The following is a 13,678-nucleotide window of genomic DNA, read 5'->3' on the forward strand; positions in this document are numbered from 1 at the left end:
GTCAGCCAAGGAGTTCAGTTAAGCACTGCCCCGAGGCCGAACAAAGTGGCATATCCGCCTAACTGTCGGCGCTTTCGCCTTGTTTTGGACAAAGCACCCGTCGATACAACGCGGCCTGCAAGTCTTCGAATTTCACCGGTTTGCTCAAGTAATCGATCAGTGCACCGGTTGGGCAGCGCTCCCGATCAGCGCTCAAGGCAATCATGAACACCGGCAATTCGGCACACCCCGGCAAGTCCCGGATCTGGCAGCAGACAGACTCCCCGTCGAGGGGCGGTAGCTGACAATCGAGGAGTACGGCGTCGAAGGTTTCACGCTGCAGGACTTCCAGCGCGGCCACCCCGTTGTCCGCCGTACGGACCCGAAACCCGAGCTTGAGCAACATGCCGCGCATCACCAATTGATTGATGCTGTTGTCGTCCACCAGCAGCACCGTGCAGTCCTGAGGCAAGCGCAGACGCGGGAATTCCCGGGTCATCAATGGCGTTGTCACGCGCTCGACCACCGGCAATTCAAACTCGACGTCAAGCTGGAAGCGGCTGCCGCGACCTGGCTCGGAGCGGTGCGTGAGGTTCCCGCCGAGCAAGTCGACCAGTTGTCGACAGATCGCCAGGCCGACACCGAGGCCGCCATATTCACGGGTCATCGAGCCGTCGAGCTGGAAGAACCGCTGATACAACGTCGCCTCGCCCAGATCGGTAAAACCAATGCCGGTGTCGATCACCGCAAAGGACAATGCCAGCTTGCCGGGCTCCACGTTTTTACCCGAGACCCGTAGCGCCACCCCGCCCACTCGCGTGAACTTGATCGCGTTATCCAGCAGGCATTCCAGGCATTGCGCCAACTTGACGTTATCGCCGTACAAGCGGTCCGGCAGGCCCGGTGTCACCTCGACCTTGAAGTCCAGCGACTTGCCCGACGCGTTGCCTTCGAACTGCACGCGCAAGGTATCGACCACGCTGCGCAAACTGAAGGTGGACGCCGAAGCCTTGAGCTTGCCGGCCTGCAATTCGGTCAGGGTAAGAATGCCGTTGACCATGCGCATCATGTCGCGCGCCGAACCGGCGGCCGTTTGCTGGTATTGCTCCAGCTCCGGGTCCATCTCGACGGTTTGCATCAACTCAAGCGAGCCGATCACGCCGTTCATGGGGGTGCGCAATTCGTGGGTCAACGTGGCGAGGAATTCATCCTTGAGCTTGTTACTGTGCGCCAGTTGCTGGTTGAGCACTTCAAGCTTTTGCCCTGCATCGAACAAGGTTTGCGCCTGTTGCTCGCGCATGGCGTTGATGCGGTCGGCCAAGGCCAGGGACAGCAGCGCCACCTCGATGGCCGAACCGATCTGGCTGGAATACATGGTCAGGAATACGTTCGGCAGGTAACCCAGCACCATCATCGTATTGATGATGCCGCCGAGCAAAAACGCCGACCAGGCGATGATGAAATAGCGCGCCACCCGCAAGCCGCGCCACCAGGCGAAAAACCCTGCGGCGAAAATCACCACGGTGAACGACAGGGCCAGCGTCGTCGCCAGGCGCAGGGCCAGAGCGTAACTGGTCATCAATGACAACCCGACGACGACCGCACTGAACGCAATCAACGCCAGCAGCAAGCGATCGAGCCAGCGGCTGAGGGTCGCCGTTTGCAGGAAGCTGCGGGCGAACTGGCTGCCGAACAGCCCTGCACAACCAATGAAAAACGGCGTCGCGGCGTTGGCCCACCACGGGTTGTCCGGCCAGAAATACTCTACGGCCGCGCCATTAACCGACAGCTGATACAGGCCGAACGAGGCAATATAAAAAATGTAATAGAGGTAGCTGGTGTCGCGCACGCTGAGGTAGATGAACAGGTTGTAGACCAGCATCCCCAGCAACACGCCGTAAATCAGGCCCAACACATAAAGCCGCACCGGCTGTTCTTCGAGGAACGCAGTGCTCGACCACAACGTGACCGGCGCCTGGATCGACCCTTCGCTTTGCAGGCGCAAGTACACGGTTTGCATTTGGTCGGGCGTAAAGTTCAGATCGAACAGGTAGTTGTTCTGGCGAATCTCGCGACTGCTGAACGGCAAGGCGTCGCCGGTCTGACGGGCCAATTGATAGCTACCGCCGGCATCAGGCAAATACAGATCAAGGTGATCGAGGGGCGGATAGGCCAGTTCCAGCAGCCACGTCCGCTGTGCAGCGGGATTGGTCGGGCGGTAATGCAGGTCGATTTTCAGCCAGAACACCGAACGCGAGTAACCGGCGTTGAGCGTGGCCTTGTCATGGGGCTTGAAGTGTCCGGCAGCGGCTTGCGCGCGGATATCGGCAATGCTCGCCTGACCATCGGCGTCTTCGAACACTTGCAGGGTTCGGCCCAAGGGCAGGCTTTGAGTGAACTCATCGAACTCGACTGCGCTTGCCATGAGGGGCAAGCAAAACAGCAACATCAGCAAATAGCGCATTTAAGCCCCAGCGTGGCCTGTCCGGTTATCTCAGGAAGCCCCTCATTCCTTTTGAGTAGACGTAAAACCGGCATTACCTGTTATTGGTTTGGATCCACTCTAGCATAGCCGTTGATGGCCATTGAACACCATTGAAATTTTTCTTGGAAAGGCTCTAGAACGGGTGTTCCAGAGAAGAATATAGAGCCAGAGCTGTTTGCTCGGTCAGATTGTGACAATCCCGGAGGGCTGCATTGCCAGCCCATGACACTCTATCGGCAGACCTGGCGGGCACTGCACCCGAAAATTGATGTTTGGTGGTAAGCTCGCGCACCATGAATATCTACAGCTCTCGCCCCGTTGTCCTCTGTCTCTCCGGCCACGACCCAAGTGGTGGCGCCGGCTTGCAGGCAGATATCGAAGCCCTGCTTGCCCAGGGATGTCATGCGGCTCCGGCCGTCACCGCCCTGACCGTGCAAGACACGGTCAACGTCACGGATTTCCGCGTCCTCGACCGTGAGTGGGTGCTGGCTCAGGCCAACGCCGTGCTCAACGACTCCGAAGTCGCCGCCGTCAAGCTGGGCATGCTCGGTTCCCTGGAGATGGTCGACACCGTCGTCGAACTGCTTCAGGCGCACCCGCATTTGCCGATGGTCTGCGACCCGGTGCTGCGCGCCGGCGGCGGCGGACGACTGGGCAAGGACGAAGTCGGCTACGCCATGCGCGAACGCCTGCTGCCCCTGGCCATCATCGCCACCCCTAACCTTCCCGAAGCCCGCATCCTCGCTGAACTGCCAGAAGGCACTGCCGACGAGTGCGCTGAAAAACTCCTGCCGTTCGTCAAACACCTGCTGATCACCGGCGGCCACGGTGATGAACACGAAATACACAACCGCCTGTACAGCCGCGACGGTCTGCGCGAAACCTATACCTGCCAGCGCTTGCCCGGCAGTTACCACGGTTCGGGGTGCACATTGGCGAGCGCCCTCGCCGGTCGTCTGGCCCAGGGTGAAAACCTCATCAGTGCCGTGCAGAGCGCGCTTAACTACACGTGGCGCACCCTGCGCGATGCCGAGCAGTTGGGCAAAGGCCAGTTCGTGCCGCGCCGCCTGCCACTGGATTTCTGTTCGTAACGCCATGAGGCTTGCCCGATGAAACTACGTGGCCTGTACGCCATTACCGACAGCCAGTTACTGGCCGGTAAATTTCTTTCGTACGTGGAGGCGGCGCTGGAAGGCGGCGTCACCCTGCTGCAATACCGCGACAAGAGCAGCGACGAGGCCCGCCGTCTGCGTGAAGCTGAAGTCCTGCGTGATTTGTGCGAACGCTACAAGACCCATCTGATCATCAATGACGATGCCGAACTGGCCGCACGCCTGAACGTCGGCGTGCACCTGGGCCAGACCGACGGCCCGCTGACCCCGGCCCGTGCGTTGCTCGGTCGCCAGGCGATCATCGGCTCGACCTGTCACGCGCAACTCGAACTCGCCGAACAAGCGGCCAAAGAAGGCGCCAGTTATGTCGCCTTCGGCCGTTTCTTCAATTCCAGTACCAAACCCGGCGCACCGACTTGCAGCCTCGAACTGCTCGACCAGGCCCGCAGCACATTGCACCTGCCGATCTGCGCGATCGGCGGCATCACCCTGGAAAACGCCGCCCCGCTGGTGGCCCACGGGGTCGATCTGCTGGCGGTGGTCCACGGCCTGTTTGGCGCCGAGAGCACGGCTGAAGTGACCCGCCGCGCCCGCGCATTCAACGAATTACTAAAAATCTGATTTGAGAGCCCCATCATGTCTCGTTCCGAAACGCTGTTTGCCAATGCCCAGAAACACATTCCCGGTGGCGTGAATTCGCCTGTTCGCGCGTTCAAGAGCGTTGGCGGCACTCCCCTGTTTTTCAAACACGCTGAAGGCGCCTACGTCACCGACGAAGACGACAAGCGTTATGTGGATTACGTCGGCTCCTGGGGGCCGATGATCCTCGGCCACAGCCATCCGGACGTGCTGGACGCGGTGCGCAAGCAGCTGGAACACGGCTTGTCCTATGGCGCCCCGACCGAGATGGAAACCGAGATGGCCGACCTGGTCTGCTCGATCGTGCCATCGATGGAAATGGTGCGCATGGTCAGCTCCGGCACCGAAGCGACCATGAGCGCGATTCGCCTGGCCCGTGGTTTCACCGGTCGCGACAGCATCATCAAGTTCGAAGGCTGCTACCACGGCCACTCCGACAGCCTGCTGGTTAAAGCAGGTTCCGGCGCCCTGACCCAAGGTGTGCCGAGCTCGGCCGGTGTACCGGCGGCCTTCGCCAAACACACCCTGACCCTGCCGTTCAACGACATCGACGCAGTGGAAACCATGCTCGCTGAAGTGGGCCAGGACGTGGCCTGCATCATCGTCGAGCCGGTGGCCGGCAACATGAACTGCGTACCGCCGGCACCGGGCTTCCTCGAAGGCCTGCGAACCCTGTGCGACAAGCACGGCGTGGTGCTGATTTTCGACGAAGTGATGACCGGTTTCCGCGTTGCCCTCGGCGGCGCTCAAGCGCATTACGGCGTTACGCCAGACCTGACCACGTTCGGCAAGATCATCGGTGGTGGCATGCCGGTTGGCTGCTTCGGCGGCAAACGCGCAATCATGTCGCACATCGCGCCACTGGGCCCGGTGTACCAGGCTGGCACCTTGTCGGGTAACCCGCTGGCAATGGCGGCCGGTCTGACGACCTTGCGCCTGATCAGCCGCCCAGGCTTCCACGCCGAACTGAGCGACTACACCAGCCGCCTGCTCGATGGCCTGCAACAGCGCGCCGACGCCGCCGGCATTCCGTTCGTGACCACCCAGGCCGGTGGCATGTTCGGCTTGTACTTCAGCGGCGCCGACGACATCGTCACCTTCGATGACGTGATGGCCAGCGACGCGAAGCTGTTCGGCCGCTTCTTCCACCTGATGCTCGAAGGTGGCGTGTACCTGGCGCCAAGTGCATTCGAAGCCGGCTTCACCTCGATCGCCCATGGCGAAGCCGAGTTGAAACTGACCCTGGATGCCGCCGAGCGCGCCTTCGCTGCATTGAAATAACGTTGTACCGCTGACGTTGGCGATTGCCAGCGTCAGCTTTCACCTACATTCCCGCCTCTTTTCCTACTCACCTGCCAATAATCCCCCGTAAAGTGGGCGATATATTCCCCGTGCAGCAGAAAAACGAGTAAAGACTTTGTAAGGTTGGCCCTGCTTATTTCATAATGCGCGCTTATTGGATCCCCTCGTTGGGTCCGCGCGCCCTTCAGAGGTAAGTCGATTCCCATGAACCGCACCGGCCGCGCCCTTGCAATGGGCTGCCTGTTGCTCCTTCAGCCCCTGCTCGCGCTCGCACAAGCAGGCGGCAACTCGTTGTTAATCCCAGCGATGGGTCGCTGCACCCTCAATACCCAGCCGCAAGACCTGGCACAGGCGCTCGCCGCCTGTCAGAAAGCGTCGGATGAAGGGGATGCGCAAGCGCAATACGAGTTGGGTGAGTTCTACTACGACGGCAAAAACACCCCGCGCGATCTCAAGAAAGCCCTGGATTACTTCGAAAAGGCCTCGCTGCAAGGCCATGCCCAGGCGCAATTCAAACTCGGCACCATGTTCTTCCACGGCGAAGGTGTACCGGCCAATAACGTTCAGGCATACATCGTGCTGAAAATGGCGGCGGTCAATGGTGCGGAAGAAGCGCTGGATACGGCGGATGAAGTCGCCGAGAAGATGCCGCGTGAAGAGCTTGAAGTGGCGACTCAGGTGCTTGGGCAGATCTTCCGCAAGTACCTGATGGAATTGCAAAGCGCCGATGGGCGTACGCCGTTTTCGCCTCTTCCCTGATTTCTGCCTCGATCTTTCTGGCCCCTTCGCGGGCAAGCCTCGCTCCTACAGGTCTTATGTGCACACATAACCTGTAGGAGCGAGGCTTGCCCGCGAAGGGCGCGACCCGGTCTTGAGCCTTACTTCTCAGGCATCGGCATCGGAAACGGCATCACATTGCCGACCGCGCCACGGGCTTCGCTGATTTTCGGGGTGCCCAGACGCTCGACTTCGTCGATGCGCACGATCGAATGCATCGGCACAAAACTGCGCACCACGCCCTCGAACTGAGCCTTGAGCTTCTCTTCGCTCGGGTCGACGACCACTTGCGTGCGCTCGCCAAAGACGAACTCTTCCACTTCCAGGAAGCCCCACAGATCACTTTGATAGATCTGCTTGGCGTACATTTCGTACACCTGGCCCTGATTGAGGAAAATCACCTTGTAGATTGGAGCTTCACGTTTGGTCATGGTGGGCGAGCAACACATCGGGGGATAAAAATGAGGGCGCGAACTATAGCATAGCCACCGGACGCGCAACGGTAGGAACCTTGGGACATGTTCCCTATAATGCGCGGTTCTTTGAATCACGTGATGACTGTATCCATGGCCAAGAAGCTTTACATCGAAACCCACGGTTGCCAGATGAACGAGTACGACAGCTCGCGCATGGTTGATCTGCTGGGTGAACATCAGGCCCTGGAAGTCACCGCTCGCGCTGAAGACGCCGACGTGATCCTGCTCAACACCTGCTCGATCCGTGAACGCGCCCAGGACCGGGTGTATTCCCAGCTCGGCCGCTGGCGCGAACTGAAACTGGCGAACCCGGAGATGGTGATCGCCGTCGGCGGTTGCGTCGCCAGCCAGGAAGGCGCCGCCATCCGCGATCGCGCACCGTACGTCGACGTGGTGTTCGGCCCGCAAACCCTGCACCGTCTGCCGGAAATGATCGACGCCGCCCGCGCTACCAAGCTGCCGCAAGTCGACGTCTCGTTCCCGGAAATCGAAAAATTCGACCACCTGCCCGAGCCGCGCATCGATGGCCCGAGCGCTTATGTGTCGGTGATGGAAGGTTGCAGCAAGTACTGCACATTCTGCGTGGTGCCCTACACCCGCGGCGAAGAAGTCAGCCGCCCGTTCGATGACGTGATTGCCGAGATCATCCACCTCGCCGAGAACGGCGTGCGTGAAGTGACGTTGCTGGGCCAGAACGTCAACGGCTATCGCGGGACCACTCACGATGGTCGCCTGGCGGACCTCGCCGAACTGATCCGCGTGGTCGCCGCTGTCGATGGCATCGACCGGATTCGCTACACCACCTCCCACCCGCTGGAGTTCTCCGACAGCCTGATCCAGGCCCACGCCGAGGTACCGGAACTGGTGAAACACCTGCACTTGCCAGTGCAGTCGGGTTCGGACCGCATTCTGTCGGCGATGAAGCGCAACCACACGGCACTGGAATACAAATCCAAACTGCGCAAGCTGCGCGCCGCCGTTCCGGGGATCTGCATCAGCTCGGACTTCATCGTCGGCTTCCCGGGCGAGACCGAAAAAGACTTCGAACAGACCATGAAGCTGATCGAAGACGTCGGTTTCGACTTCTCCTATTCGTTCGTCTATAGCCAGCGCCCAGGCACGCCGGCGGCCGATCTGGCCGACGAAACGCCGGAAGAACTGAAAAAAGAACGCCTGAACGCCTTGCAACATCGCCTGAACCAGCAAGGTTTCGAGATCAGCCGACAAATGGTCGGTTCGGTCCAGCGGATCCTGGTGACCGATTACTCGAAAAAAGACCCTGGCGAGCTGCAGGGCCGGACCGAGAATAACCGGATCGTCAACTTCCGCTGCGACAATCCAACCCTGATAGGTCAGTTTGCCGACGTGCATATCGATGCGGCACAACCGCACTCGCTGCGCGGCTCTCTAATTCAATGACACCACAAAACCTGTAGGAGCGAGCGGTGCGGCGATCCGACTTGCCCGCGAAGGCCGCACCGAGATCTGTCATACGGACCGCGTTATCGTTCTTCGCGGGCAAGCCTTGCTCCTACAGGGGACGGTGTTTGGCACTGGATTATTTAAGAGCTTTCGCACCCAGGCCACTGGCGTTATCCTTGATTTCATCTTAATTGCCCCAGGGCGGCTAAATACGACCTTGAACGCACCCATAGAACCACATCGTTTTATCCTCGAGCCCTTTGAGGCTCGCCGCTTTGCCAATCTGTGCGGGATGTTCGACGAGCACCTGCGCTTGATCGAGCAACGCCTGACCATCGAAATCCGCAACCGCGGAAATCAGTTCGAGCTGATCGGCGACCCCAAACACACCACCTCCGCGGAAAATCTCCTGCGCCGCCTGTACCGGGAAACCAAGGGTACCGAGCTGTCGCCGGACATGGTTCACCTGTTCCTGCAGGAATCGGCCGTCGAAGAACTGGACAACGTTTCGCCGTCCGAACCCTCCGTGGCCCTGCGCACCAAAAAAGGCATGATTCGCCCTCGCGGCTTGAATCAGCTGCGCTACGTGAAGGAAATCCTCGGCAACGACATCAACTTCGGCATCGGTCCGGCCGGTACCGGCAAGACCTACCTGGCCGTTGCCTGCGCGGTAGATGCGCTGGAACGCGAGCAGATCCGCCGCATCCTGCTGGTGCGCCCGGCGGTTGAAGCGGGCGAAAAACTCGGCTTCCTGCCCGGCGACCTGTCGCAGAAGATCGACCCGTACCTGCGTCCGCTCTACGACGCACTCTACGAAATGCTCGGCTTCGAATACGTCGCCAAGCTGATCGAGCGCCAGGTGATCGAAGTCGCGCCGCTGGCCTACATGCGCGGTCGCACGCTGAACAACAGCTTCATCATCCTCGACGAAAGCCAGAACACCACCGTCGAGCAGATGAAGATGTTCCTGACCCGGATCGGCTTCGGTTCCACAGCGGTCATCACCGGTGACATCACCCAGGTCGACCTGCCGAAAGGCACCAAGTCCGGGCTGCACCACGTGATCGAAGTGCTGAAAGACGTGCCGGGCATCAGCTTCACCCATTTCATGCCCAAGGACGTCGTGCGCCATCCACTGGTGCAGCGGATCGTCGAAGCCTACGAGCGCTTCGAGAATCGCGGGGCAGACGAAACACCAAAGGACAGCCGCCGCGATGCTTGAGCTTGATCTGCAACTGGCCACCGAAGCATCTGCGCCAAGTGAAGCCGAGTTCCGCCAATGGTGTGAACTGGCCCTGCGCCAGCGCACCGCCGACTCCGAAATGACCATTCGCCTGGTCGACGAAGCGGAGGGGCGCGAGCTGAATCACACCTGGCGGCAAAAGGACTACGCCACCAACGTGCTGTCGTTTCCTGCCGATGTGCCTGACGAGTTTCTCGACATCCCGCTGCTGGGCGATCTGGTGATCTGCGTGGCGGTGGTCGAGCGCGAAGCCGCCGAACAAGGCAAGGAACCCAAGGCCCACTGGGCACATCTGGTCATTCACGGCTGCTTGCATCTGCTGGGTTACGACCATATAGATGACGACGAAGCCGAAGAAATGGAAGCACTGGAACGAACGTTGCTTGCTGAGTTGGGCTACCCCGACCCGTACGCGGACGACGAAACAGAAACATCCCCTATCGTTACAACAAAGGATTCAGAGTAATCGCTATGAGCGAAGATCGATCGAGCAACGGGCAGAAGTCATGGCTGGGTAAGCTCACCCAGGCTTTTGCCCACGAGCCGAAGAACCGTCAGGAGCTGCTGGAGCTCCTGCGCGATGCACATCAAAACAAGTTGCTGGACAGCGAAGCGCTGGCCATCGTCGAAGGCGCCATCCAGGTTGCAGACCTGCAAGTACGGGACATCATGGTCCCGCGTTCGCAGATGATCAGCATCAAGGCGACCCAGACACCCCGCGAGTTTTTGCCCGCCGTGGTCGACTCGGCCCACTCCCGCTACCCGGTCATCGGCGAAAGCCACGATGACGTGATGGGCGTGTTGCTGGCCAAGGACTTGCTGCCGTTGATCCTCAGGGAGAACGGCGACAGCTTCAACATCAAGGACCTGCTGCGCCCGGCCACCTTCGTGCCCGAGTCCAAGCGCCTGAACGTGCTGCTGCGCGAATTCCGCGCCAACCACAACCACATGGCCATCGTCATCGACGAATACGGCGGCGTGGCGGGTCTGGTGACCATCGAAGACGTGCTGGAACAGATCGTCGGCGACATCGAAGACGAGCATGACGTCGAGGAAGACAGCTACATCAAGCCGCTGCCCAGCGGTGATTTCCTGGTCAAGGCCCTGACGCCGATCGAGAACTTCAACGAATTCTTCGACAGCGAGTTCTCCGACGACGAATTCGACACCGTTGGCGGCCTGGTGATGAGCGCGTTCGGGCACTTGCCAAAACGCAATGAAATCACTGAAATCGGCCCTTACCGCTTCCGTATCCTCAATGCGGACAGCCGTCGAATCCACCTCTTGCGCCTGACTCCAATTGCCCGTTAAGGACTGACATGCTCCGCGTAACCCGCCCCGGCTGGCCCGGTAACCTGCTGGCCGTGGCGGCCGGTGCACTCACCACCCTGGCCCTGGCGCCGTTCGATATCTGGCCGCTGGCACTGCTGGCGGTCGGGTTCTTTTATGCCGGTTTGCGCGAACTGAACCCACGTCAGGCCCTTGGCCGTGGCTGGTGTTTCGGTTTTGGCCTGTTTGGCGCGGGCACCAGCTGGATCTACTACAGCATTCACAACTTCGGTGGCGCTTCCGTGCTGCTGGCCGGGTTCCTGATGCTGCTCTTCACTGCAGCGATTGCCTGGTTTTTCGCCCTGCCCGCCTGGATCTGGGCGCGCTGGCTGCGACGCAACGAGGCGCCGCTGGCCGATGCCCTGGCGTTTGCGGCGTTGTGGGTCGGCCAGGAAGCGTTTCGTGGCTGGTTCCTGACCGGTTTCCCGTGGCTCTACTCCGGTTACAGCCAGCTCGACGGCCCGTTGGCCGGGCTCGCACCCGTGGGCGGGATGTGGCTGATTTCCTTTACCCTGGCCCTGACCGCCGCACTGATCTACAACGCCTTGCGCCTGGTGAAAGCGGGTCGTAAAGGCTTCATCGCCGCTGGCGTATTGCTGTTGCTCGGCCCTTGGGTCGCCGGCATCGCACTCAAGGGCCATGCCTGGACCACCCCGGCCGGCGAGCCGCTGAGCGTCGCGGCGATTCAAGGCAATATCGAACAAAGCATGAAGTGGGACCCGGCGCAGCTCAATGCGCAACTGGCGCTGTACCGCGACATGAGCTTCAGCTCCAAGCCGGTCGACCTGCTGATCTGGCCGGAAACCGCCGTCCCGGTGCTCAAGGAGTCCGCCCAGGGCTACCTGAACATGATGGGAAACTTCGCCGCAGAACGTAAGAGCGCGCTGATTACCGGCGTACCGATCCGTGAAGAGGTTCACCACCAGAAGCGCTTCTACAACGGCATTACCGTAGTGGGTGAAGGCGATGGCACGTACCTCAAGCAGAAACTGGTGCCGTTCGGCGAGTACGTACCGTTGCAGGAAGTGCTGCGCGGGCTGATCGCCTTCTTCGATTTGCCGATGTCGGACTTTGCCCGCGGCCCCGCCGATCAGGCGATGCTGCAAGCCAAGGGTTATCAGATTGCGCCGTTCATCTGCTACGAGGTGGTTTATCCGGAATTCGCCGCCAGCCTTGCCGCTCGCAGCGATCTGTTGCTGACCATCAGCAACGACACCTGGTTCGGCACTTCCATCGGCCCGCTGCAACACTTGCAGATGGCGCAGATGCGCGCGCTGGAAGCCGGTCGCTGGATGATCCGCGCCACCAACAACGGCGTCACCGGCCTGATCAACCCGTTTGGGCAAATCACTGTCCAGATCCCACAGTTCGAACGCGGCATTCTGTATGGCGAAGTGGTGCCAATGCACAACCTGACGCCGTATCTTGAATGGCGTTCGTGGCCGCTGATCATCGTGTGCGTGCTGTTGTTCGGCTGGGCGCTGGTCGCGAACCGGATGGCGAAAACCGTTTAATCGCGGAGCCTGCAAAGAGATCGCAGCCTGCGGCAGCTCCTACATGGGATTGTGTACACCCTGTAGGAGCTGCCGCAGGCTGCGATCTTTTGATTTTTAGCGGTAAAACAACGAATACCCGATCTGCCCCGCCGCCTCATTCAACAACATCCCGCTTTGCCACACCGACTTGAATTCCGGGATCCAGCCCGCCAACGGCCGGGCATTATCCACCCCGAGAAACCCCATCGGTGCCGCCACCACCTCAAAACCCGCCTTCTGAAAACTCCAGACCGCTCGCGACATGTGCCAGGCCTGGGTGACAACGACCACGCGCTTGACCCCTTCCGGCAACAACACTTCAGCACTGAATTGAGCGTTCTCCCACGTGGTGCGGCTGCGCTCTTCCTGCCAGCGCACGGTCACGCCGAAATCATCGCGCAACGAATCGGCCATCAACCTGGCTTCGCTCGGCGGTGTCCCGTAATGCAATCCGCCGCTGGTCAGGATCGGCAAGCCCGACGCCTTCGCCAGCCGCGCCGCATAGCGTTCACGCTCCAGCGCGACACCGGTCGGCTGGTCGGCGCCCCAGGCCAGGTCGCCACGTTCGCGCCCCGCACCGAGCACGATGATCGCGTCGGCGCGCTGAGCCAGGGTTGCCCACTCCTCGCGAGCCAGCGGCGGCTCGCGCTCCAGCGCTTTGGCGCCCCATTGCACAGCCACCGGCAGGCTCATCAGCCAGAAGCCGCCCGCCCCCAGCGCAAAGCACACACCGGCAAGGCGCGGTCTTGAGCGGCGAAACCACCAGGCAAGCACCAGCAACAGCAACAAAATGCCGGGCGGCATGAGAAGGTGTTTAACGAAGTAACGAAAAGGCATCGAGCATCTCCTGAAGATGCCCGAAGCCTAAGTGGGTTGACGCAAAGCGACAACAAATGCGAAAGGACTAAGCTTTAAAAAACCAAACGCCATGGGTTCAAGTGCCCTTACTTGAATTGCAGAGACCGGACCTTTACCGCGTCTTTGCCGGGTGCCTTGTCCTTGAGCCAGATGATCTTGGCCGAACGTGGTGCGTCGAGTTGCTTCACTGCTTCTGACAAGCATCCGTGTGTTTCACGTTCACTGCGGTCCAGATACGCCTTGACCAGTGCAAACTCTGCGGGGCTCAGGCCACGCAGTTCCAGCTCCTGGGGACGTTCATCGCGCAACCGGCCAGCGGTTTTTGCCGCGTCCAAGGCCAACCCCAGACGATCGATCAGTCTTTCGTACAACTCTGGTTTTGTAACTTTTTGCTGTGACTCAACCATCCCTCACCTCATTGAAGATAAGACTCACTCCCCATTTAGAGCTTAGCTTCCATGAACAAACCGGCTGAACGCCGCGACCAACGGCCCTCGCAGCCATTTCTGCGAGACGCGCGG

Annotated in this window: 13 protein-coding genes; 9 read left to right on the forward strand and 4 right to left on the reverse strand. The window is 60.3% G+C overall.

All coding sequences use genetic code 11. From position 1 onward, the window contains the following. Positions 1 to 58: 58 nt before the first annotated feature. Positions 59 to 2,443, reverse strand: a complete 2,385-nt coding sequence (locus KGA97_RS08080) for a hybrid sensor histidine kinase/response regulator (protein WP_223480558.1) — start codon at positions 2,441 to 2,443, stop codon at positions 59 to 61. Between the two features lie 314 nt (positions 2,444 to 2,757). Between KGA97_RS08080 and KGA97_RS08085 the strand changes: the two genes are divergently transcribed. The 4 genes from KGA97_RS08085 to KGA97_RS08100 all read left to right on the forward strand — a co-directional run bounded on the left by KGA97_RS08085 (position 2,758) and on the right by KGA97_RS08100 (position 6,276). Beyond that, entirely contained in the window at positions 2,758 to 3,555 is a 798-nt protein-coding gene (locus tag KGA97_RS08085) for a hydroxymethylpyrimidine/phosphomethylpyrimidine kinase (RefSeq protein ID WP_008044566.1), read from the forward strand. Between the two features lie 18 nt (positions 3,556 to 3,573). Then, the gene (gene thiE, locus KGA97_RS08090; protein ID WP_223480559.1) at positions 3,574 to 4,197 is read left to right on the forward strand and encodes a thiamine phosphate synthase; all 624 of its coding nucleotides are present in this window, start codon (positions 3,574 to 3,576) and stop codon (positions 4,195 to 4,197) included. A 15-nt stretch (positions 4,198 to 4,212) separates the two neighbouring features. Further along, positions 4,213 to 5,496, forward strand: a complete 1,284-nt coding sequence (hemL, locus tag KGA97_RS08095) for a glutamate-1-semialdehyde 2,1-aminomutase (protein WP_008035126.1) — start codon at positions 4,213 to 4,215, stop codon at positions 5,494 to 5,496. Positions 5,497 to 5,721: 225 nt separating this feature from the next. After that, on the forward strand, positions 5,722 to 6,276 hold the full coding sequence (locus tag KGA97_RS08100; RefSeq protein WP_008035122.1) for a tetratricopeptide repeat protein: 555 nt from the start codon (positions 5,722 to 5,724) through the stop codon (positions 6,274 to 6,276). Between the two features lie 119 nt (positions 6,277 to 6,395). Here the strand turns inward: KGA97_RS08100 and KGA97_RS08105 are convergent, their stop codons facing one another. Next, positions 6,396 to 6,725, reverse strand: a complete 330-nt coding sequence (locus KGA97_RS08105; protein ID WP_007894425.1) for a DUF1820 family protein — start codon at positions 6,723 to 6,725, stop codon at positions 6,396 to 6,398. A gap of 135 nt (positions 6,726 to 6,860) precedes the next feature. Between KGA97_RS08105 and miaB the strand changes: the two genes are divergently transcribed. The 5 genes from miaB to lnt all read left to right on the forward strand — a co-directional run bounded on the left by miaB (position 6,861) and on the right by lnt (position 12,278). Next, on the forward strand, positions 6,861 to 8,189 hold the full coding sequence (gene miaB, locus KGA97_RS08110) for a tRNA (N6-isopentenyl adenosine(37)-C2)-methylthiotransferase MiaB (RefSeq protein WP_032832882.1): 1,329 nt from the start codon (positions 6,861 to 6,863) through the stop codon (positions 8,187 to 8,189). 220 nt (positions 8,190 to 8,409) lie between these two features. Next, the gene (locus KGA97_RS08115) at positions 8,410 to 9,414 is read left to right on the forward strand and encodes a PhoH family protein (protein ID WP_032829221.1); all 1,005 of its coding nucleotides are present in this window, start codon (positions 8,410 to 8,412) and stop codon (positions 9,412 to 9,414) included. Continuing rightward, on the forward strand, positions 9,407 to 9,901 hold the full coding sequence (ybeY, locus tag KGA97_RS08120; protein WP_008035119.1) for an rRNA maturation RNase YbeY: 495 nt from the start codon (positions 9,407 to 9,409) through the stop codon (positions 9,899 to 9,901). The genes KGA97_RS08115 and ybeY overlap by 8 nt, the downstream gene beginning before the upstream one ends. A 5-nt stretch (positions 9,902 to 9,906) precedes the next feature. After that, the gene (locus KGA97_RS08125; protein ID WP_008035118.1) at positions 9,907 to 10,746 is read left to right on the forward strand and encodes an HlyC/CorC family transporter; all 840 of its coding nucleotides are present in this window, start codon (positions 9,907 to 9,909) and stop codon (positions 10,744 to 10,746) included. A gap of 8 nt (positions 10,747 to 10,754) precedes the next feature. Continuing rightward, a complete protein-coding gene (gene lnt / locus KGA97_RS08130; RefSeq protein WP_223480560.1) occupies positions 10,755 to 12,278 on the forward strand; it encodes an apolipoprotein N-acyltransferase in 1,524 nt (507 codons plus the stop codon). 96 nt (positions 12,279 to 12,374) lie between these two features. Here lnt and KGA97_RS08135 read toward each other — a convergent pair whose 3' ends face one another. Both KGA97_RS08135 and KGA97_RS08140 read right to left on the reverse strand, forming a co-directional pair. Beyond that, positions 12,375 to 13,136 (reverse strand): YdcF family protein, encoded by a 762-nt coding sequence (locus tag KGA97_RS08135; protein WP_223480561.1) that lies wholly within the window; start codon positions 13,134 to 13,136, stop codon positions 12,375 to 12,377. A 107-nt stretch (positions 13,137 to 13,243) separates the two neighbouring features. Next, the gene (locus tag KGA97_RS08140; RefSeq protein ID WP_223480562.1) at positions 13,244 to 13,564 is read right to left on the reverse strand and encodes a hypothetical protein; all 321 of its coding nucleotides are present in this window, start codon (positions 13,562 to 13,564) and stop codon (positions 13,244 to 13,246) included. Positions 13,565 to 13,678: the final 114 nt, after the last annotated feature.

It is taken from the genome of Pseudomonas sp. BF-B-15 (assembly GCF_019946675.1).
Classification (GTDB): Bacteria; Pseudomonadota; Gammaproteobacteria; order Pseudomonadales; family Pseudomonadaceae; genus Aquipseudomonas; species Aquipseudomonas migulae.

Excerpts from the sequence above, each read along its gene's own strand:
- KGA97_RS08080 (WP_223480558.1), bottom strand. The coding sequence starts at position 2,443 with ATGCGCTATTTGCTGATGTTGCTGTTTTGCTTGCCCCTCATGGCAAGC.
- KGA97_RS08085 (WP_008044566.1), top strand. The coding sequence starts at position 2,758 with ATGAATATCTACAGCTCTCGCCCCGTTGTCCTCTGTCTCTCCGGCCAC.
- thiE (WP_223480559.1), top strand. The coding sequence starts at position 3,574 with ATGAAACTACGTGGCCTGTACGCCATTACCGACAGCCAGTTACTGGCC.
- hemL (WP_008035126.1), top strand. The coding sequence starts at position 4,213 with ATGTCTCGTTCCGAAACGCTGTTTGCCAATGCCCAGAAACACATTCCC.
- KGA97_RS08100 (WP_008035122.1), top strand. The coding sequence starts at position 5,722 with ATGAACCGCACCGGCCGCGCCCTTGCAATGGGCTGCCTGTTGCTCCTT.
- KGA97_RS08105 (WP_007894425.1), bottom strand. The coding sequence starts at position 6,725 with ATGACCAAACGTGAAGCTCCAATCTACAAGGTGATTTTCCTCAATCAG.
- miaB (WP_032832882.1), top strand. The coding sequence starts at position 6,861 with ATGGCCAAGAAGCTTTACATCGAAACCCACGGTTGCCAGATGAACGAG.
- ybeY (WP_008035119.1), top strand. The coding sequence starts at position 9,407 with ATGCTTGAGCTTGATCTGCAACTGGCCACCGAAGCATCTGCGCCAAGT.
- KGA97_RS08125 (WP_008035118.1), top strand. The coding sequence starts at position 9,907 with ATGAGCGAAGATCGATCGAGCAACGGGCAGAAGTCATGGCTGGGTAAG.
- lnt (WP_223480560.1), top strand. The coding sequence starts at position 10,755 with ATGCTCCGCGTAACCCGCCCCGGCTGGCCCGGTAACCTGCTGGCCGTG.
- KGA97_RS08135 (WP_223480561.1), bottom strand. The coding sequence starts at position 13,136 with ATGCCTTTTCGTTACTTCGTTAAACACCTTCTCATGCCGCCCGGCATT.
- KGA97_RS08140 (WP_223480562.1), bottom strand. The coding sequence starts at position 13,564 with ATGGTTGAGTCACAGCAAAAAGTTACAAAACCAGAGTTGTACGAAAGA.